Below are 22703 nucleotides of genomic sequence, written 5' to 3'. Positions count from 1 at the left end.
GCGACACTAATTGAGCCATAATGATTTTTTAATTCATGTGTATTAACTACGATGCATGAGAAAAATTATTATCATGGGTGTTGTTTTGGCACTTACACAAATTTCTAGCGCAGCCGTTGCAGGTCCGCGTCAAGACAAAGCTTTGGAAGCTGCGGCGCGCTGGAAAGAATGTGTTATTCAATACGCAAAGAGGCTGGCTCCACAACGCGAACCTGCTGAAACGCTTGCTACAGCGGCTATGGGAATGTGTAGTGAGGAATCTGCGACCTTTCAAAGATTGTATAGAGAGTCGACGCGGGTGTATGGACTGCCATTTTCTAGCACAGCTAGCGATGAATCGCTCCAAGAAGGTTATCAACTCATCCAAGCAAAAATGAGAGAAACTGCGACAACTGTTATCGTAATGACACGAGCCCAATAGCTACACTTTCGCCACAATGCTGAACCTCAGCAAACAGACAATTCAGCATATCGACAACGCGAATCACCTATACCCTGTTTCATGAGGCGGAATTGACTGTCTCACGTGAATAACAGGAGGCCGGTTATGGCCAACATCAAGACCCTTTCCAAAGCTGCCCTCGGCACTCTTGCTGCCGGGGCTATGTTGACGGCTACGGCTACTCCGGCAGCCGCCCAATGGGGCGGCGACCGTTATGACCGCAACCGCGACGGCATCGGCGTCGGCGAAGTGATTGCAGGCGCGGTCATTCTGGGCGGCCTCGCAGCGATTTTGTCGAGCGGCAATAATGACCGTTATGACGAGCGCACTTACGGTTATGACGGCTATGGCTATGATTATAACCGTTATGGCAATTCGCGTCAGGCGGTAAACCAGTGCGTGAGCGCGGTGCAACAGCGTTACGGCGGCGGGGCCCGTGTCGACCAGATCACCCGCATCGACCGCAACAGCAAAGGCTATAAGATTGCGGGCCGCGTTTCGGTGAATGACCGTTACGGCTATGGCAACCGCTATGACCGCAACCGTTATGACCGCCGCGGCTATAATGACCGCTATTATGGCAATCGCTATGATACCGGCAGCTTTGATTGCACCATCAAATATGGCCGCATCGACAAGCTGAAGGTGCGCGGCGTCTAAACCTTATTCCTTGGCGGGAACCGGTTTTCCTCTCCCTTCCGGTTCCCTCTATCTCGAAACTGCCGCCGGACATCAGGTTCCGGCGGTTTTTTTATGGGCGACGTACGGAGGCCATTTTTGCGCGAGGGCGGGGCGAGAGTGTAGCGAGGGTGGACAGCGGGGCTTGGGCCGCTTAAGCGCCATCCACCATCTTTTCCCCGCTATCATTTTACCATCGAGTCCCAAGCGCGAAAGGCCCAAGCGACGATGAGCCACCATCCCGATACTATTCTTATTGTCGATTTCGGCAGTCAGGTTACCCAGTTGATTGCGCGGCGTATCCGCGAAGCGGGCGTCTATTCCGAAATCGCGCCCTTCATGTCCGCTGCCGAAGCGTTTGAACGGTTAAAGCCCAAGGGCATCATCCTGTCGGGTGGCCCGGCAAGCGTAGCGGACGCAGGCTCCCCGCGCGCGCCACAGCATTTTTTTGAGGCGGGGCTACCGATCCTCGGCATTTGCTATGGTCAGCAAACCATGTGCGAACAGCTTGGCGGCAAGGTTGAAGCGAGCCACGACAATCGCGAATTCGGCCGCGCGGAAATCACCGTCAATACCTCCTCCGGCCTGTTTGACGGAGTGTGGGCGGTGGGCGACACGCCGACCGTGTGGATGAGCCACGGCGATAAAGTCGCGCAGCTTCCCGAAGGTTTTGTCCCCATCGCAACCTCGACCGGCGCCCCCTTTGCGGTGACGGCGGACGAAAGCCGCCATTTCTATGGCGTGCAATTCCACCCCGAAGTCGTCCACACACCGGACGGGGCGAAGCTTATCTCCAACTTTGTCCATAATGTCTGCGGGCTTGCGGGCGATTGGACGATGGCCGAATATCGCAGCACCAAAATCGCGGAAATCCGTGAGCAAGTGGGGACAGGCAAAGTGATTTGCGGCCTGTCGGGCGGCGTTGACAGTGCGGTTGCGGCGGTGCTTATCCATGAAGCGATTGGCGACCAGCTCACCTGCGTATTCGTCGATCATGGCCTGTTGCGCATGAACGAGCGCGAACAGGTCGAGCGCCTGTTCCGCGATCATTATAATATTCCGCTGGTCGTGGTCGATGCCGAACAACGCTTTATGGCTGGCCTTGAAGGCGTGACCGATCCCGAAAAGAAGCGCAAATTTATCGGCGCGGAATTTATCAATGTGTTCGAAGAAGAAGCCAAGAAGATCGGCGGCGCGGATTTCCTTGCGCAAGGCACGCTCTATCCTGACGTGATCGAAAGCGTGTCCTTCACCGGCGGCCCTTCGGTGACGATCAAGTCGCACCACAATGTCGGCGGCTTGCCCGAGCGCATGAATATGCAACTGGTCGAGCCGTTGCGCGAATTGTTCAAGGATGAAGTGCGCGCGCTGGGCCGCGAGCTTGGCCTCCCCGACGTGTTTGTCGGGCGGCATCCGTTTCCGGGGCCGGGCCTCGCCATCCGCATCCCCGGCGAAGTCACCAAGGAACGCTGCGACATTTTGCGCAAAGCGGATCTGGTCTATCTCGAAGAAATCCGCAATGCTGGCCTCTATGACGACATCTGGCAAGCCTTCGCGGTCCTGCTCCCCGTCCGCACCGTCGGCGTGATGGGCGACGGGCGCACCTATGACAGCGTCTGCGCCCTACGCGCCGTCACCTCGACCGACGGCATGACCGCAGACGTCTACCCGTTCGAAAGCGCCTTCCTCAGCCGCACCGCAACCCGTATTGTGAACGAGGTCAAAGGCATTAACCGCGTGGTGTATGACTATACGAGCAAGCCGCCGGGGACGATCGAGTGGGAGTGACATAAGCCTTTGACCAAGGGAGGGATATTGGATGATGCGTTTTCTCTTGGTATTGGCTGTATTGATGATGGCGTCCTCTGCGGAAGCGCGCGAATCATCCCGGTCGCCATGTTCCGATGACGCCGGAGCGGACCGTTGCGCGCAAGAGGTTCAGGCAAAGACACGCGCGAAATACGGGCTCGAAACTGCCGAAAAACTTGCCATGCAAGGCACTTATGTTCGCCGCGCAATGATTGTTGACGGCTATGGGCAAGACGTTCTGGCCATCTCTTTCCTGCGGGAAAAAGGGGCTGACCCGCGTGTCGAAATCCGTTTGCCGCAAGGCGCTACGGCAAACCGGCCGCATAGTCTTTCGGCTACGCTGTCGGCGGCACAATGGACAGAGGTGTTGCGACGGGGGACTTATTTTGACCGGGATTTTGTACCGCTCCCCGACAAAAATATGCTCTCCCTTTGTCTCCATGGCTCGGTCGCTATCGTTGAGACGGTCGATCCGGTAAGATTATCGGACAATACGCTCCCTGCAACCACAAAGCCCGCCCTTGTGCGCAGCAAGGTGCAGACCGCCTGTACCGACGGGCTTGCCTTGGATTATGCTTTCGAACTTGTCGACATGGCTTATGCGGCCTTGCCTTTCTGCCAGACGCTGCAGCCAACCGAACATCGCAGTAAAGCCGCGTTGCTGAACTCCTGTTTCCATCTTTCCGGTGATCGCGTGGCAGCGGCCGAAGGAGCATCTTTATTCCATCAATTGAACGCAGCATTGAATAATAAGGCTGCCGGTCCGGCGGCTATGCGCGTTGCTGTCGAACAGTTGATTGTGACGCCGGACCCGAATGACGATCCGCGCCCCGGTTCGAACAGGATCACGCGCGCGCAGAAATCGGCGTTGGTGGATATTATTGCCGACGGTGCGTTATATTTCATTTCTGCGAGCGGTGTGGATGCCGATCATGTTGTGATCGAAGCGGACCAGATACAGCCCGCAGGTCATGGCAGCGCAGCTTCGGTAATGCGTCGGCGGCTCAAACTATTAGCATCGAGAGAAACAGGCAGCTTCCGGATCTATGCGGTAGAAGCAGGGCGCTTCACACCCCCCCATCCGCTCCAACCCACGCGCCAGAAAGAAATTAACATAAGTTAAGTTGCGGAACCGGTTTTCGGGCTTGTCGGTTTGTCCTTCGTCGGGGGTGCAGCAGGTTGGGTGTGCGGATTTTCCGTTACAGGAAAACAGCATAGCCGCCTGATGGATCAGGAAGGATAAAATGATGGGACAGAAACTGAAAATTGCGCTGTTGGCAGCCGGAGCCGCTGTGACGCTGGGTGCTTGTGCAACGGCGGAAGTTGCGGCGGTCGAGGCGGTCGCTAATACGCGCTATGCGAACTTGACCGGCGCGCAAGTGATTGGCGGGCGCGGCGATCCGGATGCTTCGGCTGAAGGTTTTCTGACCATTTCGGACCAGTTGAACCAGATTTGCTATGACATTAAAAATATCCGCAACCTTGACGGCACCCCGACCAAGGCGGTGATCGGACGCGCGCCGCGCGGACGCACCGGCCCCACTGTGATGGAATTGAAATGGGCGAATGAAGGCGGGTTCAAAAACTGCACCGCGCGCTCAGAATGGATGGAGGACAGCCTCGATAACCGTTCGGGTGCTTATTATATCGCTATCTATACAACCGCTTATCCCAATGGCGCGATCCGCGGCAATTTTTACGATAAGTAAGCATAACAAGCGCAGCCGCCCGGGCATATTTGCCATCAGGCTGTAACAGAGATACGCAAAGAATAAGACCCGTCCGGCAAGCCATTACGGACGGGTCTTGTCCCTTCACAGCCTATGGATTAGCGCTCCCTTTTCCCAAGCATCCCTTACCCCGGCTCCCAAGCGCCGGTCATTTCAGGAGACAGATATGACGGTCACCCTTTATGGCATCCCCAATTGCGACACGGTCAAAAAGGCGCGCAACTGGTTGGCGGACGCGGGGGTCGATTATATGTTTCATGACTATAAGAAAGCAGGGATTGACGAAGCCAGCCTGCGCCGCTGGATTGCTGAAGCCGGTTGGGAAAAATTGCTCAACAAGGCGGGGACCACCTTTCGCAAATTGCCCGATGCTGACAAGGCGGACATTGACGCGGATAAGGCGGTCGCGCTGATGCTCGCCCATCCTTCGATGATCAAGCGTCCTGTAGTTGAAGGCGCGGGCGGGTTGCTGGTCGGCTTCAAGCCCGACCTTTATGCCGCAGCTTTCGGCCAATGACCGCACGGCTGTTTTTAACTGCTATCTTCGTGGCACTTGGCGGGTGTAGTGCGGGAAGCGTGAACGACCCCGTCCCCCCGCTCGCCGACAAAGTCATCGTCATCGCGCATCGCGGCGCGTCGGGCGTGCGGCCCGAACATACGCTGGAAAGCTATGCGCAAGCGATTGCGGGCGGCGCCGACTATATCGAGCCGGACCTTGTGCTGACCAAGGATGGCGTGCTGGTCGCGCGCCACGAAAATGAAATTTCCGAAACCACCAATGTCGCCGACCATCCCGAATTTGCGGACCGCAAGACCGAAAAGAAGATTGACGGCGAAACCTATGAGGGCTGGTTCACCGAAGATTTCACGCTGGCCGAACTGAAAACATTGCGTGCCAGGGAAAGGCTGCCGCAATTGCGCCCCGGCAATAAAATTTATGACGGCAAGTTCGAAATCCCGACCTTTGAAGAAATATTGGAATTGGTGAAGGCCAAGGAGGCAGAGACCGGACGGCGCATCGGCCTTTATCCCGAAACCAAACATCCCGGCTATTTTGCCGCGATCGGCCTGCCGCATGAAGCGCCCTTACTCGCCTTGCTCGCGCGCTATGGTTATCACAAGCCCGAAGACCCGATGTTCATCCAAAGCTTCGAGGTCGGCAATTTGAAGGCGCTCGCGGCAAAAACCGACGTCCATCTGGTGCAGCTTATGGCCGAAAAAGGCGGACCTGCGGATCGGCCCGACCTATCCTATGCCAAAATGGCCTCGCCCGAAGGGTTGAAGGCGGTCGCGGCTTATGCCGACGGGGTAGGCCCCGAAAAAGTCATGGTGATCGCCCCCGATTTTATGGGCCAACTGTCCAAACCGACCGATTTTGTGCGCAATGCCCACGCGGTGGGCTTGCTCGTCCATCCGTGGACCTTCCGCGCGGAAAATCATTTTCTGCCCCTGGCGCTGCGCTCGGGGGTCAGCGCGTCCGCACAAGGCAATCTCGACGGAGAGATTAAAGCCTTTTTGCGCGCAGGCGTTGATGGCATTTTCACCGACTTTCCCGCAGCGGGCGTGAGAGCGGTGCGCGGCGGCGCACAGGCCGGACGGGCACAAAATGGGGCCGTGAAGGGTGCCGCACCGGGCAAATAATGACAGCATTATAGGGCTATGACAGGACTATTGCGGACCATATCGGGCCAACCCGATAGAGGGACTCGTCTTGGGCGTGATTAGCGGCTAGACCCTGCGCCCATGTCTACTACATTCACGCTCGACACATCGACCAGCCGCGCCAATCCGACCCCGGCCCCCATGAAGCGGCTTACCATCCCCGCGATCCAGTCGCACAAGCAAAAGGGCGTCACTGCCCAGCCGCTCGTGATGCTGACCGCTTACACCGCGCGCATGGCGCAATTGCTCGATCCGCATTGCGATATGCTGCTCGTCGGCGATTCGCTGGGGCAGGTGATTTATGGCCTGCCGTCCACCGTGCCGGTGACGGTCGATATGATGTGCGCGCATGGCGCTGCGGTGGTACGCGGCAGCTATCATAGCGTGGTCGTGGTCGATTTGCCCTTTGGCAGCTATGAAGCCTCGCCTGAACAGGCATTCGCGACCGCTTCGCGCATTTTGAAGGAAACCGGTTGCGCGGCGGTCAAGATGGAAGGCGGCGAAGTCATGGCCGACACCGTGCGCTTCCTTGCCCAACGCGGGATTCCGGTAATGGGCCATGTCGGCTTGACCCCGCAGGCTGTCAATGCGCTTGGCGGCTATGGTGCGCGCGGCAAAAGTCAGGCGGAGCATGACAAAATCATGCGCGATGCCAAAGCCATTGAGGAAGCGGGCGCTTTTGCAACCGTGGTCGAAGGCGTGCTGGAACCTATCGCCAAGGCGGTCACGGCGGTCAGCGATATACCGATTATCGGCATTGGCGCGTCGGTCGATTGTGACGGGCAGGTCTTGGTGATCGACGATATGCTGGGCATGTTTGAACGGGTGCCGCGTTTCGTGAAACGCTATGAAAGCTTGGCCGAGATCGTCTCGAAAGCGGTCGAAACCTATGCGGGGGAAGTCAGGTCCCGTTCATTCCCGACCGGCGATCAGACCTATCAGCCTAAATAAGCGCGGCTCTATAAGCGCGTCTATGTCCCGCGCGTAAAGGCGGCGAGGTTCAATCCGCGCTTTTCCTTTGCGCATCGGGGCGCTAATAGGCGAAAACTTTATAACTGCGCGCGGCAGCAAGCAGCGGTGCATAATGACCATGGAGGCAGGTTTTGGCCATTTCGCCAACCAACGCAAATGACGTATTTGTCCGCGAAGTCGATGATGCGGTGCGCGATGACTATATCCGCAACTTCTGGAGCCGCTTCGGCAAGGCCGTGCTGGGCCTCATCGTGGTCGGCCTGATCGGCTATGGCGGTTATCTTTTCTATAATCACAGCCGGTCGCAGGATGCGGGCGAAACCGCCGAACTTTATGTGAAGGCGATGAACGAGGCGCAGATCGGCAATCCGGCAGCGGCCAAGACGCTCGCACTCGTGAAGGCCGAAGGCGATGACGCCTATCGCGCGGTCGCGCTGTTGACCGAAGCCAATATTGCGGCGGGCAAGAATGACGACAAACAGGCCATAACCCTGTTCGGACAGGTTGCGGCCGACACCAAGGCCCCGCAACCCTATCGCGACATTGCGCTCCTCAAACAGACGGTGCTGCAATTCGATACGTTAAAGCCTGACGTGGTGATTGCGCGGCTCAAGGGGCTCGCGGTTGAAAGCAACCCGATGTTTCCCAGTGCTGCAGAACTCACCGCGCTGGCGCTGATGAAACAGGGCAAGGATGCCGAAGCGGGCGCGCTTTATGGCAAGATTGCCGCTTTCGAAGGCGCACCCGAAGCATTGAAATCACGCGCGCAGCAAATGGCCGGGATGCTTGGCGTCGATGCGATTAAGTCGCCTGCCGACAAGGCTGCGGCTCCCAAAGATACGCCACCCCAAGACTCAAGCGTGAAAGCCACGGGCGGAGAAACGAAATAATGACGATGAAGAAAACCATGCTCGCCGCGGCGATGATCGCGACCGCGCTTACGGGCTGTAGCGTGTTTAAAGGCAAGGGCGGTCCCAAGACCCCCACGGTCGGCACCCGCGTTTCGATTCTGGGGTCGGCTAACGAAATTGCGGTTGATCCGGAAATCGCCGCCCAGCAGGTCGTGCTTCCCCCTGAAACCGCCAATAGCGGCTGGACCCAATCGGGCGGCAGCGCGGACAAGGCGATGGGCCATCTCGCGCTCCCCGCTGCGCTTTCGACCGCTTGGACCGCGCAGATTGCGGGCAATACCAAAAGCGCCAAGCTTGCCGCATCGCCCGTGGTCGATAATGGCCGCCTCTATGTGATCGACGTTAATGCGACCGTCCATGCGTTCGACGCCAAAACCGGCGCGAAAATCTGGTCGACCAGCATTGCCAGCGGCGGGTCTGACGGACGCAAATCGCTGTTCGGCGGCGGTGTCAGCGTTGAAGGCGACAAAGTCTATGCCACCAACGGCGTCGGCGATGTGGCCGCGCTCAGCACCTCCAATGGCGGTGTGGCATGGCAAAAGCGCCCCGCAGGACCGCTGCGCGGTGCGCCGACCATCTTTGCCGGCCAGATTTTCGTGATGACGCAGGATAACCAGCTCATCGCCCTGCGCGCCACTGACGGCGACACCGAATGGCAGGAAATCGCCTCGGTCGAAGCGGGCAGCGTGTTCGGTGTTGCCGCGCCTGCCGCCGGACAAGGCACGGTGGTTGCGGGCTTCTCTTCCGGAGAACTCAACGCCTATCGCTATGAAAATGGCCGCAACCTGTGGAGCGATGCTTTGTCGCGCACCAGCATTTCGACCTCGGTATCGACCTTGGTGGATGTGGACGCCGATCCGGTCATCGACCGTGGCCGCGTGTTCGCGGTCGGGCAGGGCGGACGTATGGCCGCTTATGAACTGCTCACCGGCCAGCGCGCATGGGAACTTAACATTGCGGGCATTTCGACGCCTTGGGTGGCGGGCGAGTGGGTGTTTGTCGTGACCGATGATGCGCGCGTATTGTGCGTATCGCGTGCGACCGGCAAAATCCGCTGGATCAGCCAGCTTGCCCATTATCGCGACGAAAAGGACAAGAAGGATCCGATCCGCTGGACCGGCCCGGTGCTGGCAGGCAACCGCCTGTTCCTTGTCAGCTCCAACGGTGCGATGGCCCAGCTTAATCCGGGCGACGGTTCGGTGACGAGCCAGACCGACATGAAGGTCGGTTCGACCTTGTCGCCGATTGTGGCCGACGGGATGCTCTATGTACTGGACGATAGCGGACGTATTTCGGCCTGGCGCTGATAGATACGCCTGTCCCGCATAAAGCCATGACGCGCCCTCTCCCCACCGTCGCCATTATCGGGCGCCCCAATGTCGGCAAATCGACGCTGTTCAACCGGCTGGTCGGCAAAAGGCTGGCTCTGGTCGATGACCAGCCCGGCGTGACGCGCGACCGGCGGGAAGGCGATGCGAGCCTGCTCGGCATGGATTTCCGCATCATCGACACCGCAGGGTTTGAAGACGAGGATGCAGCGACCTTGCCGGGGCGGATGCGGGTGCAAACACAAGCTGCGGTCGATCATGCCGATGTCGCCTTGTTCGTGATTGATGCGCGCGCGGGCGTGACCCCGCTCGACCATGAAATTGCGCGCTGGCTGCGCGGCTCTTCGACGCCTGTGGTGCTGGTCGCCAACAAGGCCGAAGGCAAAGCCGCCGAAGCGGGGCTGTTCGAAGCCTATGAGCTTGGCCTTGGTGAGCCGGTCGCGATCAGCGCCGAACATGCCACCGGCATTGTCGAACTGTTCGAAGCCTTGCGCCCGCTCATCGAAAAGGATGAGGAAGAGGCATGGCCCGAAGAGGGCGGCGAGGAGGAGGAATATGATTCCAAAGCCCCGCTTAAACTCGCCATTGTCGGGCGGCCCAATGCGGGCAAATCGACGCTCATCAACAAGATATTGGGTGAAGACCGGCTGATCACCGGCCCCGAAGCGGGCATTACCCGCGACAGTATCAGCATCGACTGGAACTGGGACTTTGAAGGTGAATTGCGGCCCGTCAAGCTGATCGATACTGCCGGGATGCGAAAAAAAGCGCGGGTGCAGGACAAGCTTGAAAAATTGTCGGTGGCCGACGCGCTCCACGCGGTCGATTTTGCCGAGGTCGTCGTGCTGCTGCTCGATGCGACCAAGGGGCTGGAGGTTCAAGACCTCAAAATCGCCGACCGCGTGTTGCAGGAAGGCCGCGCCCTCATCATCGCGCTCAATAAATGGGACGTCGCGATGGAAGGCTCCAGCCTTTACCAAGGCGTGCGCGCCGCACTCGACGAAGGCTTGGCGCAAGTGAAGGGCGTGCCCTTGCTCACCATTTCGGGCTATACCGGCAAGGGTATCGACCAGCTTTTGAAGGTCGCGTTCGATGTGCGCGATGCCTGGTCGCGGCGTGTATCGACCGGACAGCTTAACCGCTGGCTCGAAAGCGCGCTCGAAGCCAATCCGCCGCCCGCACCCAAGGGCAAGCGCATCAAGCTGCGCTATGTCACCCAAACCAGCACACGCCCGCCCAGCTTCGTCCTGTTCGGCACGCGCGTTGATATGCTCCCCGAAAGCTATCGCCGCTATCTGTTGAACGGCATCCGCCGCGACTTGGATTTCGGCGCGGTGCCGGTCCGCCTGACCCTGCGCGCACCCAAAAACCCGTTCGCTTGAAGATAGTTGCGTTTAATTTATTACGCAAAATCAGGGACTTGTCATTTTTCTGTCAAAAAAATGCAAAAATTTCAACGTCCCGCGGAACCAAAGCGCGTACCGTCCGTTATTATGGTGTTGATACAGTGAAATGCGGACCCACAAAGAAAGCAAATCCTGTTTTAACACCGATGATATTTTGATCCGTCAAAAGTGAAAAACATCATCATTGAAGCCCCGCTATGGAAACATGGCGGGGCTTACTGATTCTGGCTATCTTTGGCGGACTTGGTGCTTTGGCGGACTTGGGTGCCTATCTGTTTAACGCCGTAGCGGCTGCAAGCTCCCGCGCGCCATGCTGCGCCATAGCCATTCCATCGGGCCATATTGGAAGCGGTCGAGCCAAGGCTTGGACCAGAGCAGCATGAGGATGGCTGCCCCCACCACGAACAGATAGACTGGCGCGCGCGCGATGGTGCCGAACAGGCCGAGGCCATAGCCGTAAAAGAGCGTCGTCATGACAATAGTGGTGCCGAGATAATTGCTGAACGCCGCGCGCCCGGTGGCGGCAAGGCGCTGCACCAGCGCGCTTTGGCTATGTCTGCTGACCAGCAGCACGATGATCGCGGCATAAGCGATGGCGAGCATATAATCGAATGGCGCGCTCACCCAGACGGCGACAAGGAAGGTTGCGACAGCGGGAAAACCGGCCTGCCACAGCCAGAGATGGAGCAGGCCGAGCATGAGGAGCGACGGCGCTCCCAACCCCCAGCCAAGCTTGCTAAGCTGCATGGGTGTCCAGCCACCGCTGAAAAAGCCGCTGCGCTGCATCGCGGCCCCCACCAGCATCAATGCGATGGTTTCGGGGCCATAGAGCATGAACTGCGCCAAGGGGGCGACGAGCCATTCGGCGCGATAGGCGAAGACTGTGCCATAATTGCCGCGCATCGCGGTCACCTCTTGGGCAATCGCGTCCGCCGATCCGCCGATAATCGGGAGCATATCCTCCCAATCCTGCTGCATCGTCGCGGGCAAGCTGCCCTGATCGACCATATGGCCCATAGTGAGCAGCGGCACGGCGAGGCCGAGCCACAGGAACAGGCCCAGCCCGAACAAAGCGAGCGCAATCCATAAAAGCGTGCGCGGCGCTTTGTCGATGAACAGGAAAGCGACCATGCCGCACATGGCATAGAGCGTTAATATATCCCCCTGCCACAGCAGATAAAGATGGGCGAGGCCGATCAGCAACAGGGTCACCATGCGCAGGAAATGGACCTTGCCGCCATTTTCGCCCTTGGCCGATGCGCGGTCGATGACCAGCACCATGCTCGCTCCGAACAGCAGCGAGAAAAGCGCGCGCATCTTGCTGTCGACAAAAATGGCGGAGAGCAGATAAGCGGCCATGTCCGCCGCGCTGGTGCCGCCCCAACTCATCGGGTTGAAATAGGCCGGGGCGGGCATAGAAAAGCTGATAATGTTCATCAGCAAGATGCCGATGACCGCCACCCCGCGCGTCGCGTCCAATGTCGTGATGCGCGCAGCGGCGCTTGCCGCATCGCTCAACGCAGCGGAATCCGCGCCAGCACCGGCGGGCTGACCGTGTCGGCATCGCGCACCGTGCCATCGGGTTGGAGGCGGCTGACTTGCGTGGTGGCGAGCAGCATCAGATGATGGCCGGACAGCGCCGCCGTGGTCGGCTCTTTCATCCATGTGGCATGATGCGATTGCAGCGTTTCGACCTTGGCAATCGCGCCGTCTTTTCCCAGCAGGATGCGGATGACGCGCCCGGGATTGGTGACATTCTGCACGCCAATCAGGCTGCCCTGATGCCAGTAAAGCCCGTCAATCCCCGCCACCGTTTCGCGGGATCGGGAGGCAAGGCGCGGCGTGACGGTCTTGCCGGTCGCAGCGGTAATGCGCGCAATGCCGGTATTGTGCGCGATATAAAGATGGCCGCTATCATCAAAGGTGATGCCATTAGCCCCGCCATAGGCGTCGATCAGACGGCTGACCATGCCATCGGGCGCAACCTTCCACACCGGCCCCGCCGCGCTGTCGGTCGCATAGATGGTGCCGCTATCGGGGTCGATGGCGAGATCATTCAACTGCACCGCCTCTTTGACATCGACCGAAGACAGCAAGCGGCCATCCTTCAAGGCCAGACATTCGACACGGTTGATGCGCTGCTTTTCGGCTGCCGCAAGGAAGCCGTTGGTGACGACACTGCATAGCCGGTCGCGTTTGCGGTCTATCGCAAGGCCAAGTCGCGGGGTGCCGTCGCTTTTATAGATTTTGCGAGAATCTTTATTTTTGCTCACCCGCCAGATCGCGCCATCGGCCATGCTGGACAGGAAAAAATCGCCGTCATAGGCGGCAATGCCTTCGGGAAAGATGGTGGGATCGGGCAAGGTCGCCCACGCCTTCCCGCGCGACACGCGGGGCAATTTGCGCTCGAATGCCTGATAGATGCGGCCATAAGCGGGGTCGCCCTCCAGAGCCCCGAAAAAATCGGCGATGGGGAGGAAGCCGTCGCCAAGACGCATGACCTCTTGCAAGGCGGCAAGCGCGCCCGCTTTATCCCCTGCGCGCAGGCGGAAATTGGCGAGATAATAGCGGAGATTAGGGTCGTCGGGCCGCGCGGTAACGGCGGCTTCAAGGATAGGCACGGCCTCGCGCGCTTCGGCCTCTGTCTGCGCTGCCACAGGGACAGCGGGGGCCGTCGCCGCCATTATGGCCGCGACAGCACCAAGCGCAAAAGCCTTACCCGCCAAGCCGCTTATTCCGACGCCGGTTTGGAATGGAGCTGGATATAATTTTGCAGGCCCATGCTTTCGACCAGCGACAATTGGGTTTCCAGTTCATCGACATGATGTTCTTCGCTTTCCAATATGGAAGCGAACAGGTCGCGGCTGATATAGTCGCGCACTTTTTCGCAATGTTCGATCGCATCGCGCAGCAACGGAATCGCTTCATGTTCCAGCGCAAGGTCGGATTCGAGAACTTCCTGCACATTTTCGCCAATGCGCAGGCGGCCAAGCAATTGGAAATTGGGAAGGCCGTCCAGAAACAGGATGCGTTCGGCCAACTGGTCGGCATGTTTCATCTCGTCGATCGATTCTTCGCGCTCGAACGCGGCGAGGCGTTTCATGCCCCAATCATCGAGCATACGGTAATGCAGCCAATATTGGTTGATCGCGGTCAGCTCGTTCTTGAGCGCAATATTCAAAAATTCGATGACCTTATCGTCGCCCTTCATAGCGATTCTACCCTTTGTAATTATGGGGCGAAGCGCGAATGACGGACCTTATGAAGGTCAATGTCAGGCGCGCATCCGCCGTTCTTGTGGAAAGGGGAGAATATCAGCCCCATGCGCTTTTGCACAGGGGGCAGGGTCAATTTTTTGCAGTTTTCCGCGCTCTTGCGAGAGAATCTCACGTGCAAAAGGAAGGCATTGCCCGCACTGGATTTTGCCGCCACACGCGGCATAGGCCTGATGTGCGCGTTCGGCCCCGTTTTGCGCGGCGGCGCGCAAATCTTTCTCGCGGATATTGTTGCAACTGCACACGATCATAGATGCGAATCCTTCTCATTAGCTAGATAGCGGATTGATAATGATTTGCAATAGGGTGCTGCCGCCTTTCTTTTTGCGCGATAAAATTATGCGCAAAAATATTATTGACACATGTGTAAGTAGTGTTATGGTGGGGTCATGGACAGCTACTCACCCTCTCTGAACGACGCGGTGCGCCACGAGAACACCGCTGAACCCGCAACCTTTGCAACGGCGGCGGCCTTATCCGCTGCGACGCCAGCCGCAACGCCAGCGCCGCGCGATACCCGCGCGCTGTCGGGCGATGCGCTGCTCGCGCTGCCGCTCGCCGATCTGGCGCGCGAAAAGCCTAAAATGCGGCCCGGTAAGGCCTGGCACCATTTCCAGGAGCTGCTCAAGGACAAGGAGCGGACCGAGGAGGTCTTTTATATTTTCGAAGCCCTGCCTTGGGCGGGCTTTATGGATGCGGCAGAGCGCTATAGCGACAGCGCCGAAGGCCGTGCGGCAATGCGCGATGAACCCTATCTGCCCGCCTTGCTCGACGATCATGCAGCGTTGCGCCGTTTTCCGGCAGGCAGCGTCGCCCATGCCTATTGCGACTTTATGGAAAAAGAAGGGCTGACCGCCGCCGGACTGGTCGAAGAATTTGACCGTTTCCGCGAAGGCCGTCCGGTCTATATCGACAAGTTTGACTGGTATTCGAACCGCAATCGCGACACGCATGATCTGCTCCATGTATTGACCGGCTATGGCCGCGATGCGCTCGGTGAAGCCTGTGTGCTGGCGTTCACCTACAGCCAGTCGCCCAGCCTTGCGCATCTGTTCATCGGCTATATGGCGGGGCTTAACATCAAGAAGCAGGTCAAGAGCAAAGCCCCGGTTTTGCGCGCGATCCGCGAAGGCCAGCGGCTTGGCAAAGCCTGCCCGCGCGTGTCCGAACTGCCGATCCGCGAACTGCTTGCGATGCCGCTCGATGAAGCGCGCAAGAGCCTCAACATCACCCCCGCACGCCATTATGCCGAAGTGCATCGCATGTGGAAGGAAGGCGGCATCAACCCTTATGATATGCTCGGCAATGGCCCGGCAACGGGGGATGCCAAGCTCGCGACCGCATGAGCCTTTCCTGACAAAAATTTCCGAAGGGACCCTTCCCTCCTCCTCCTTCCGCGAAGGTGGGCTTATGGTGTGGCAACGCTAGACCGCTCCATAAGCCCACCCTCGCGGGAGGATTTTTTTTGCGTGGCTTTGCAACCCTCACCGCTCGCGGGGCTGGGGACCATGCGCGGCATGGTGGAGGCGGCTGGCGGTTTACACCTGAAGCGCCGTGTGGCGATGCGCGCGGGTCACGCGCTCACGCGTGATCACCGCTCCATAAACGGGAAAGTCTAGTTAAACTTCGCCCGCCATCAATGCCGGGAAAAAGCCTTCATGGGCGATGCGGAGGTCTGCGAGCGCGACCTGTGCCGCATCCTTGACCGACACATTGGCTTGCGTCTCGGTGGTGCCGATAGCGACCGCCTCGACGCCCGCTTCGGCGGCGGCATTGGCGAACGCCGCGGCATCGGCGGCTTCGACCAGATAGCGGCCCTGATCTTCCCCGAACAGGGCAGCGGTCAGCGCACTGCCTTCAACCCCGTCCAGCGCGAGCGTCACACCGATATTTCCGGCCAGCGCCATTTCGGTCGCACTGACCAAAAGGCCGCCGTCCGACACGTCATGCACGGCAGCGATGCTGTCCGCCGCGATTTGCGCGCGGATGAAGTCGGCATTTTTGCGCTCGGCGGCCAGATCGACCGCAGGCGCTGCGCCCGCTTCCTGTCCTGCAATTTCGCGCAGCCATAGCGATTGGCCAAGATGCGACGGCACGCCGCCGACAAGGAACAAGGTGCGGTCCGCCTGCTTGAAGCCGATGGTCGCATTTTTGCGCCAGTCCTTGAGCAAGCCAATCCCGCCAATCGCAGGCGTCGGCAAAATCGCCGAACCGCCGCCAGTCGCCTTGCTTTCATTATATAAGGACACATTGCCACTCACGATCGGGAAATCGAGTGCGCGGCAGGCATCGGCCATGCCGTTGAGACATCCGACAATTTGCGCCATGATTTCGGGGCGTTGCGGGTTGGCGAAATTGAGGCAGTTGGTGATTGCTAACTGCGTTGCGCCGACTGCCGACAGATTGCGGTAACATTCCGCAACCGCTTGCTTGCCGCCTTCATAAGGGTCGGCATAGCAATAGCGCGGGGTGCAATCGGTCGAAATCGCGATGGCCTTTTCGGTGCCGTGGACGCGCACGACGGCTGCGTCGCCGCCCGGTATCTGCACCGTGTCGCCGCCGACCTTATTGTCATATTGCTCCCAGATCCACCGGCGCGAGGCGATGTCGGGCGAGGCCATAAGCTTCAATAAATCGGCGCCAATATCGGTCAATTCGGGAATGTCACCGAGCGGCTTTACTGCCGCCCATGCCTTATAATCCGCTTGGCTCAAATGCGGGCGGTCATAAAGCGGCGCATCATCGGCCAAGGGCGCGAGCGGAATGTCGCACACAACTTCGCCATGATGGTCGAGCACCATGCGGCCCGTGTCGGTGACTTCGCCGATGACCGCAAAGTCCAATTCCCATTTTTTGAAAATCTCTTCGGCAAAAGCCTCGCGCCCCGGTTTCAACACCATGAGCATCCGCTCCTGGCTTTCCGACAGCATCATTTCATAAGCGGTCATGCCGGTTTCGCGCTGCGGCACCTTGTTCATATCGAGCCGGATGCCGACGCCGCCCTTGGACGCCATTTCGACCGACGACGATGTGAGGCCTGCCGCGCCCATGTCCTGAATCGCGACAATCGCGTCGGAGGCCATCAGTTCAAGGCAGGCTTCGATGAGGAGTTTTTCGGTGAACGGATCGCCGACCTGCACGGTCGGGCGCTTTTCTTCGGCATCCTCGCCAAAGTCCGCGCTCGCCATCGTCGCGCCGTGAATCCCGTCGCGGCCCGTTTTGGAGCCGACATAGACAATCGGATTGCCGACGCCCGATGCTGCCGAATAGAAAATCCTGTCGGTTTCCGCGACGCCTACGGTCATCGCGTTGACAAGGATATTGCCGTCATAGGCGGTGTGGAAATTGACCTCGCCGCCGACGGTTGGCACGCCGACGCAATTGCCATAACCGCCAATGCCGCGTACCACGCCGTCGATGAGGTGGCGCATCTTGGGATGGTCGGGGCGGCCAAAGCGCAGCGCATTCATATTGGCGATGGGCCGCGCGCCCATGGTGAACACGTCGCGCAAAATCCCGCCGACGCCGGTCGCCGCGCCCTGATAGGGTTCGATGTAAGACGGGTGATTGTGCGATTCCATCTTGAAGATCGCCGCTTGGCCATCACCAATATCGACCACGCCCGCATTTTCGCCGGGACCGCAAATCACTTGCGGGCCTTCGGTGGGGAGCTTCTTCAAATGGATGCGGCTCGATTTATACGAGCAATGCTCCGACCACATCACCGAAAATATGCCGAGTTCGACCAGATTGGGCGTCCGGCCAAGCGCGTTCAACACGCGCTCATATTCTTCCGGACTAAGGCCATGTTCGGCAACAATGTCGGGGGTGATTTCGGCGGCGTTTGATGAAGCGTTCTGGGTCATGGCGGCCCTTTAACCCCTAGGGGCGATTCCGGCTAGACCCAATATTGGACCGATAGGCGAAGACGGGCAAGGCGCGACAAAAAACAGCCGTCCGGTGCGGGGGGATGCACCGGACGGCTGTCGTCAGGACCGGTCAGCGATAACAAACAGGGAGGGAGTCATTCGCTGCGTCGGGATAAATCCCTTTACCGGTCCCGCTTCGCCATCGGGGGATGGGACTGTAATTTATATCAGGCGGCTACACCTTGTCGCCGAGCGCGCCCTTTACATCACCAGCGGCGCGTTGCGCTTCGCCTTTGGTTTCCTGTATCTTGCCTTCGGCGCGCAGCTTTTCATTACCGGTCGCTTTGCCGATAGCCTGTTTGCTGTTGCCAATCGCTTCATTGGCGAGGCCCTTGGCCTTATCAGTCAGTTCGCCCATATCCTTGTCTCCTTCGCATAAAGCATGGGTTGGGAGGATGTTTCGTGTGGGGAATATGTCGCCATGTTCCAAAGGGCGTTACGTGCGAGCGTGAGGAAGGCTCCCACCAAACTGCGCCTTTGCGACGAGCCGAGAGGCGGTGATGGACGAGTTGCGAAAGCGGACAAAAAAGATAGTGAATTTAAGGAATTAGGGGCAAAAAATCTGTCCTGCAAACCAGATCATAGTGTTGCAGGGCTTACGCTATTTTTTTGATCCATATTTTCTTCGGGTATCGCCCCGAGGCTATCCCGGACAAGGATGCAGGCAAGGCCCTGCCCCTAAACGCGCTCCAGCGGTCCTGCGAGAAGGGCGGCCAATGCCATCACTTCGTCGATCGTGTTCCACGCTGCAAAGGAAAGGCGCAGTCCTGTCCCGCGAAAATCGGCGCGGACCTGGTGGCGCTCCAGCAGCGCGCGGATCTCCTCTGCATCCTCGCCGACATCCACACATATGGTCCCGCCAATCAGACAATCCGGCCAGCGCCATTCGGGGCGCTTACATTCCAGTTCGGTCCGGAAACAGGCTTGTAAATGCTGGTTATGTGCACGCACCACATTGACGCCTATCGACAGGATGGTGTCGATCCCCGCTTTGGCTGCAATAAAGGACATCAAATGCGGAGTGCCGCCCCAAAAGCGCAGCGCATCCGGCGCATAGCGGAAATTATGGATGTCCATTTCGAAGGGCGCTTCATGGCTGAACCAGCCCACAGAGCGGGGTTGCAACACATCGAAATCGCGTTCCGGCACCCATAAATAACCGGCCCCAGGTCCGCCCGATAGCCATTTGACACAGCTTCCCACCGCCGCATCGACGCCCCAATGCCGCACCGCCACGGGGACAATACCTGCCGATTGCGCAAGATCTACGACACACCGCGCGCCCATCATTCTGGCTGCCTGCGCAATTTGCGGCACCGGCGTCAGGATGCCGCTATTGGAATGCACGTGCATCGCCAGCACTATAGCGGTCTGTTCGCCGATCGCTGCTTTCCACGCTTCAATGTCACCGGGGTCGGAACCGGCGGGTAGAAATTTGAGTGCAAAGCCCATCCGCTCTGCCGCTTTGGCGACATAGCCGAGCGAGGGGAAGCTTTGTTCCGACATAAGGATGTCGCGCCGGTCCCCCTGCAGCGGAGGCAGTGCGCCGAGATAATGTTCAAACGCCGCCGACACATTGGCTTGCGGGCAGATTTCTTCCGCCGCACCGCCGAGGATAGTTGCAAGCGTGTCGCGGAATCCGTCAATGGAGGGGAGCCATATGTTCCACGCATCCCCGCCCAGATCGCGCCAAGGCTTCATAAATTGTTCTTCAATCGCAGGCCCCGCCGCCACCGGCTTTGCCCCGGCGGAATGGGCCATGAAATAAGGCCCCGGTCCCGGCACATGAAACCAGCGGCGGATGGTGGACGGCAGCATGGCCGGCCGGTTGCCTACGATCATTTTGCCCCCTTGTCCGGTAGCTCTGCCTGAAGCGGCATCCCTGTCGGGCTACCATGTCCGCTATGTTGCCCCGCAAGGGCCGCATCGGGCGCTGCATCCGTTCCTGCATCAGGCCCCGCATCAGCCACATCGTCGCTGATCGACGGGCGGTGCTTTCCATAAGTGCCGCCCCACGCATCGGTCATCTGCCAACGCACATCCCATAATTCGGGGAAGAAACGATGACGCGTGCCTGCATTGAGCAACTCGACCGGACGCCCCTTAAGCGACGCTGCGCCCATGCCGATGGTGCGGTGGATGAGATAGATGTGCATCGCGCGGAATTTCTGGAATAATTCGTCATATTCGACCATCGCTTCGCCCAGCTTATAGGCCGCATCATGGGTGAAGCCGGTGTCATACACTTCGCGCACGCTGCGGCCGGCGAGATAATGTTGCTGGTAGGTCTTCCACAATTCGGGCGGAAGCGTGAGCAAAAGCTGGAAGCCGGGGCTTTCCTGACCCGACCCGTTGCCCAGTTGCAACCGCACCTCCTGATAATCGCGCGGGCTCATCGTTTCGAGCAAGTCCATCTGCGTAATCATCAACCGCTGGATGACATGGACGCGCCCGAACAAGGTCAGCGCCTTCATATCCTCGCGCGCCTGCATCGCCGCATCGATATCGACGAGCGTATAGGCCATGAGCTTCATCCATAATTCTTCGACCTGATGGACGATCTGGAACTGCAACTCATCCCCGTTGCACAGCGCATCGGTGGGCTTTTGGCATTGCAGCAATTGGTCGACATTGAGATACACCCCATAGTCGAGCATGTCAGGGGCGGCGATTTTCGTGTAAATATCATCTTTATTCAAAGGCATGACGCAGCTTCTCTTTTCCGGAATTTCTTAATAAATGGTAAAGATGCGGACGGTGCGGGCGTAAAGCCCGTCCAAGCGTCCGGCATTTTCCGGATAGGCTGCAGGATGCACGCCCGAAGGCGGGCAGGAGGGGGATCCCATCTGTCCCAGCCAGCGCATGACTGTGGAACAAAATTTGATAGACTCCGCGTGCATCCTTGCTTCATTGCGCAAGTTTGACGGCCTTGCAAGAAGCGCCGGACATCGCTTTCTTGCCCAATGAAAGTCCGCTTGCCATGCCGACCCTCGTTCTTCTCTTCTTATCCAATATTTTCATGACGATAGCATGGTATTGGCATTTAAAAGACGGGGCGGGGAGCAAGCCTTTATTGACAATCATTTTCATCAGTTGGCTGATTGCGGGGGTCGAATATTGCTTTGCCGTCCCCGCCAACCGCATCGGCTATGCGAACGGATGGGGCGCGGGGCAGCTCAAAATCGCGCAGGAAGCAATTGCGCTGCTAGTGTTCGGCATATTCATGGTCACCTGGCTTGGAGAGCCGCTCGAATGGCGACACGGGGCAGCGTTTCTGTGCATCATGGCCGGGGTCGGCTTCCTGTTCTGGGGCAGATGATGGCGCGCCCGAATGTCCCGCCCGCCGACCATATCCGCGCGCTGGCCGACAGCGCGGGCCGGATTGCGCTGCGTGTCACCCCCAATGCCAAGGCGGATGCGATCATCATCGAGGACGGCCAGCTTAAAATCCGGGTGACCGTCGTGCCCGAAGACGGCAAGGCCAATAAAGCGGTGATCGCGCTGCTCGCCAAGGCGCTGGGGGTGAGCAAATCCTCTATCACCATTGTGCGCGGCGAAACCGCGCGCGATAAACTGGTGCGGATTGAGCAGGAAAATTAAGGTTGGGCGCTGCCTTTTGGCACCGCAACGCTGTCCAGAAAATCCTTGATGAGCGCCGCAATTCGCGCCGGGTCTTCGCGATAGGGGATGTGGCCGATGCCCTCCAGATATTCGAGCCGCGTCGGGCTGGTCGGCACGGAGGTGATGCGGCGCGGGTGGGCGGAGGTGCCGAATTCATCGTCGCTGCCGTGGATCGCCATCACCGGACAGGTGAGCCGCGCAAGATCGGCATCTAGGCTCCAATCGGCAAAGTCGGGATCGAGCCAGGTGTCGAACCAGGCGTCCAGCACCCAACGCGCTTTGGCTCCGTGATGCCGTTCGACGCGGGCAAAGCGTTCGGGCGCGTCAAAGGCGATTTTCGCCGCGCGCACGCCTTCCAAGGTCGCTTCCTCGACAAAGCTTTGCGCCGAAATGGTGATGACCGCCGCGACCCGTTCGGGCATCGCCGCCGCGGTCGCGACCGCTATCTCGCCGCCGACACTATGGCCGAGCGCAACAAAGGCCCCAACCCCGAAATGGGCAAGCAAAGCGGGCAGAAACTCACGCGCCTCGTCCCCATAAAATCGCGCGTCAGGCGGCGCGGATGCGCGTCTGATTGGCCAAAGCCCAGTCGGTCATAGGCAATCACCATGCGCCCCGTTACTTGCGCCAGCAAAGCCGGAAAGTCCCGCCACTGCGCGACACTCCCCGTTGATTCATGGAAAAGGATGAGCGGGGCGGGGAGCGGGGTATCTGGCGGGACATCTTGCGGGGCTGGCGTTTCCCCGCCCGCGCTTTCTTCCCGCACTGGCACCCACTGACGCGCAAAGATAACCCCTTGGCCGGTCGGGATAAAATGGTCGGAAGCAAGGACGGAGGATATATCAACATTGTGCATGGCCCGCGCTTACCAGTCTCAACTGGCAGCGGGCAAGGGGAGGGTGCAATCAGCAAACAGGGCCGCGGCTGTAAGTGAATAGCG

General features: G+C 58.9%; 23 protein-coding genes. 14 read left to right on the top strand and 9 right to left on the bottom strand.

All coding sequences use genetic code 11. The features are described from left to right. Window positions 1-55: 55 nt before the first annotated feature. From DMP17_RS09890 to der, 11 genes are all read left to right on the top strand, one after another. Window positions 56-421 (top strand): hypothetical protein, encoded by a 366-nt coding sequence (locus DMP17_RS09890; protein ID WP_337828911.1) that lies wholly within the window; start codon window positions 56-58, stop codon window positions 419-421. Between the two features lie 126 nt (window positions 422-547). Then, complete coding sequence (locus tag DMP17_RS09885) at window positions 548-1102, top strand: hypothetical protein (RefSeq protein ID WP_337828910.1); 555 nt, start codon at window positions 548-550, stop codon at window positions 1100-1102. Window positions 1103-1348: 246 nt separating this feature from the next. Then, on the top strand, window positions 1349-2908 hold the full coding sequence (gene guaA, locus DMP17_RS09880) for a glutamine-hydrolyzing GMP synthase (RefSeq protein WP_337828909.1): 1560 nt from the start codon (window positions 1349-1351) through the stop codon (window positions 2906-2908). A 31-nt stretch (window positions 2909-2939) separates the two neighbouring features. After that, the gene (locus tag DMP17_RS09875; RefSeq protein ID WP_337828908.1) at window positions 2940-4052 is read left to right on the top strand and encodes a hypothetical protein; all 1113 of its coding nucleotides are present in this window, start codon (window positions 2940-2942) and stop codon (window positions 4050-4052) included. A gap of 124 nt (window positions 4053-4176) precedes the next feature. Further along, window positions 4177-4638, top strand: coding sequence for a CHRD domain-containing protein (locus tag DMP17_RS09870; protein WP_337828907.1), 462 nt, complete (start codon window positions 4177-4179; stop codon window positions 4636-4638). Between the two features lie 187 nt (window positions 4639-4825). Then, window positions 4826-5176: an ArsC family reductase gene (locus DMP17_RS09865; protein WP_337828906.1), complete on the top strand. Its 351-nt coding sequence runs from the start codon at window positions 4826-4828 to the stop codon at window positions 5174-5176. Further along, complete coding sequence (locus DMP17_RS09860; protein ID WP_337828905.1) at window positions 5173-6300, top strand: glycerophosphodiester phosphodiesterase; 1128 nt, start codon at window positions 5173-5175, stop codon at window positions 6298-6300. Before DMP17_RS09865 ends, DMP17_RS09860 begins: the two co-directional genes overlap by 4 nt. A gap of 102 nt (window positions 6301-6402) precedes the next feature. After that, a complete protein-coding gene (gene panB / locus DMP17_RS09855) occupies window positions 6403-7272 on the top strand; it encodes a 3-methyl-2-oxobutanoate hydroxymethyltransferase (RefSeq protein ID WP_337828904.1) in 870 nt (289 codons plus the stop codon). 152 nt (window positions 7273-7424) lie between these two features. Then, window positions 7425-8183 carry a tetratricopeptide repeat protein gene (locus tag DMP17_RS09850; RefSeq protein ID WP_337828903.1) on the top strand — a complete coding sequence of 253 codons (759 nt, stop codon included), beginning with the start codon at window positions 7425-7427 and terminating at the stop codon, window positions 8181-8183. Between the two features lie 17 nt (window positions 8184-8200). After that, complete coding sequence (locus DMP17_RS09845) at window positions 8201-9511, top strand: PQQ-like beta-propeller repeat protein (RefSeq protein WP_337828902.1); 1311 nt, start codon at window positions 8201-8203, stop codon at window positions 9509-9511. Window positions 9512-9537: 26 nt separating this feature from the next. After that, entirely contained in the window at window positions 9538-10914 is a 1377-nt protein-coding gene (gene der / locus DMP17_RS09840; protein ID WP_337828901.1) for a ribosome biogenesis GTPase Der, read from the top strand. A gap of 300 nt (window positions 10915-11214) precedes the next feature. Here der and DMP17_RS09835 read toward each other — a convergent pair whose 3' ends face one another. From DMP17_RS09835 to DMP17_RS09820, 4 genes are all read right to left on the bottom strand, one after another. Continuing rightward, window positions 11215-12456 (bottom strand): DUF418 domain-containing protein, encoded by a 1242-nt coding sequence (locus DMP17_RS09835; RefSeq protein WP_337828900.1) that lies wholly within the window; start codon window positions 12454-12456, stop codon window positions 11215-11217. Next, window positions 12453-13595 (bottom strand): SMP-30/gluconolactonase/LRE family protein, encoded by a 1143-nt coding sequence (locus DMP17_RS09830; protein ID WP_337828899.1) that lies wholly within the window; start codon window positions 13593-13595, stop codon window positions 12453-12455. The genes DMP17_RS09835 and DMP17_RS09830 overlap by 4 nt, the downstream gene beginning before the upstream one ends. Before the next feature lie 74 nt (window positions 13596-13669). Then, complete coding sequence (bfr, locus tag DMP17_RS09825; RefSeq protein WP_337828898.1) at window positions 13670-14149, bottom strand: bacterioferritin; 480 nt, start codon at window positions 14147-14149, stop codon at window positions 13670-13672. Window positions 14150-14212: 63 nt separating this feature from the next. Beyond that, window positions 14213-14464 (bottom strand): (2Fe-2S)-binding protein, encoded by a 252-nt coding sequence (locus DMP17_RS09820; RefSeq protein ID WP_337828897.1) that lies wholly within the window; start codon window positions 14462-14464, stop codon window positions 14213-14215. Between the two features lie 138 nt (window positions 14465-14602). Between DMP17_RS09820 and DMP17_RS09815 the strand changes: the two genes are divergently transcribed. Then, window positions 14603-15559, top strand: coding sequence for a Coq4 family protein (locus DMP17_RS09815; protein ID WP_337828896.1), 957 nt, complete (start codon window positions 14603-14605; stop codon window positions 15557-15559). Window positions 15560-15832: 273 nt separating this feature from the next. Here the strand turns inward: DMP17_RS09815 and purL are convergent, their stop codons facing one another. From purL to DMP17_RS09795, 4 genes are all read right to left on the bottom strand, one after another. Beyond that, window positions 15833-18079, bottom strand: coding sequence for a phosphoribosylformylglycinamidine synthase subunit PurL (purL, locus tag DMP17_RS09810; RefSeq protein WP_337828895.1), 2247 nt, complete (start codon window positions 18077-18079; stop codon window positions 15833-15835). A gap of 238 nt (window positions 18080-18317) precedes the next feature. Continuing rightward, a complete protein-coding gene (locus DMP17_RS09805; protein WP_337828894.1) occupies window positions 18318-18500 on the bottom strand; it encodes a CsbD family protein in 183 nt (60 codons plus the stop codon). A gap of 320 nt (window positions 18501-18820) precedes the next feature. After that, window positions 18821-19960, bottom strand: coding sequence for an aminotransferase class V-fold PLP-dependent enzyme (locus DMP17_RS09800; RefSeq protein WP_337828893.1), 1140 nt, complete (start codon window positions 19958-19960; stop codon window positions 18821-18823). Window positions 19961-19980: 20 nt separating this feature from the next. Further along, window positions 19981-20847, bottom strand: coding sequence for a tryptophan 2,3-dioxygenase family protein (locus DMP17_RS09795; RefSeq protein ID WP_337828892.1), 867 nt, complete (start codon window positions 20845-20847; stop codon window positions 19981-19983). A gap of 215 nt (window positions 20848-21062) precedes the next feature. Between DMP17_RS09795 and DMP17_RS09790 the strand changes: the two genes are divergently transcribed. Beyond that, window positions 21063-21461 carry a DMT family protein gene (locus DMP17_RS09790; protein WP_337828891.1) on the top strand — a complete coding sequence of 133 codons (399 nt, stop codon included), beginning with the start codon at window positions 21063-21065 and terminating at the stop codon, window positions 21459-21461. After that, entirely contained in the window at window positions 21458-21742 is a 285-nt protein-coding gene (locus DMP17_RS09785) for a DUF167 domain-containing protein (protein WP_337828890.1), read from the top strand. The genes DMP17_RS09790 and DMP17_RS09785 overlap by 4 nt, the downstream gene beginning before the upstream one ends. Here the strand turns inward: DMP17_RS09785 and DMP17_RS09780 are convergent. Then, complete coding sequence (locus DMP17_RS09780; protein WP_337829775.1) at window positions 21739-22338, bottom strand: alpha/beta fold hydrolase; 600 nt, start codon at window positions 22336-22338, stop codon at window positions 21739-21741. The two genes, DMP17_RS09785 and DMP17_RS09780, sit on opposite strands and share 4 nt — an antisense overlap. Window positions 22339-22703 lie beyond the last annotated feature (365 nt).

Source organism: Pseudonocardia sp. TMWB2A, assembly GCF_017312135.1.
This window is presented reverse-complemented; position numbering and strand designations above follow the sequence as displayed.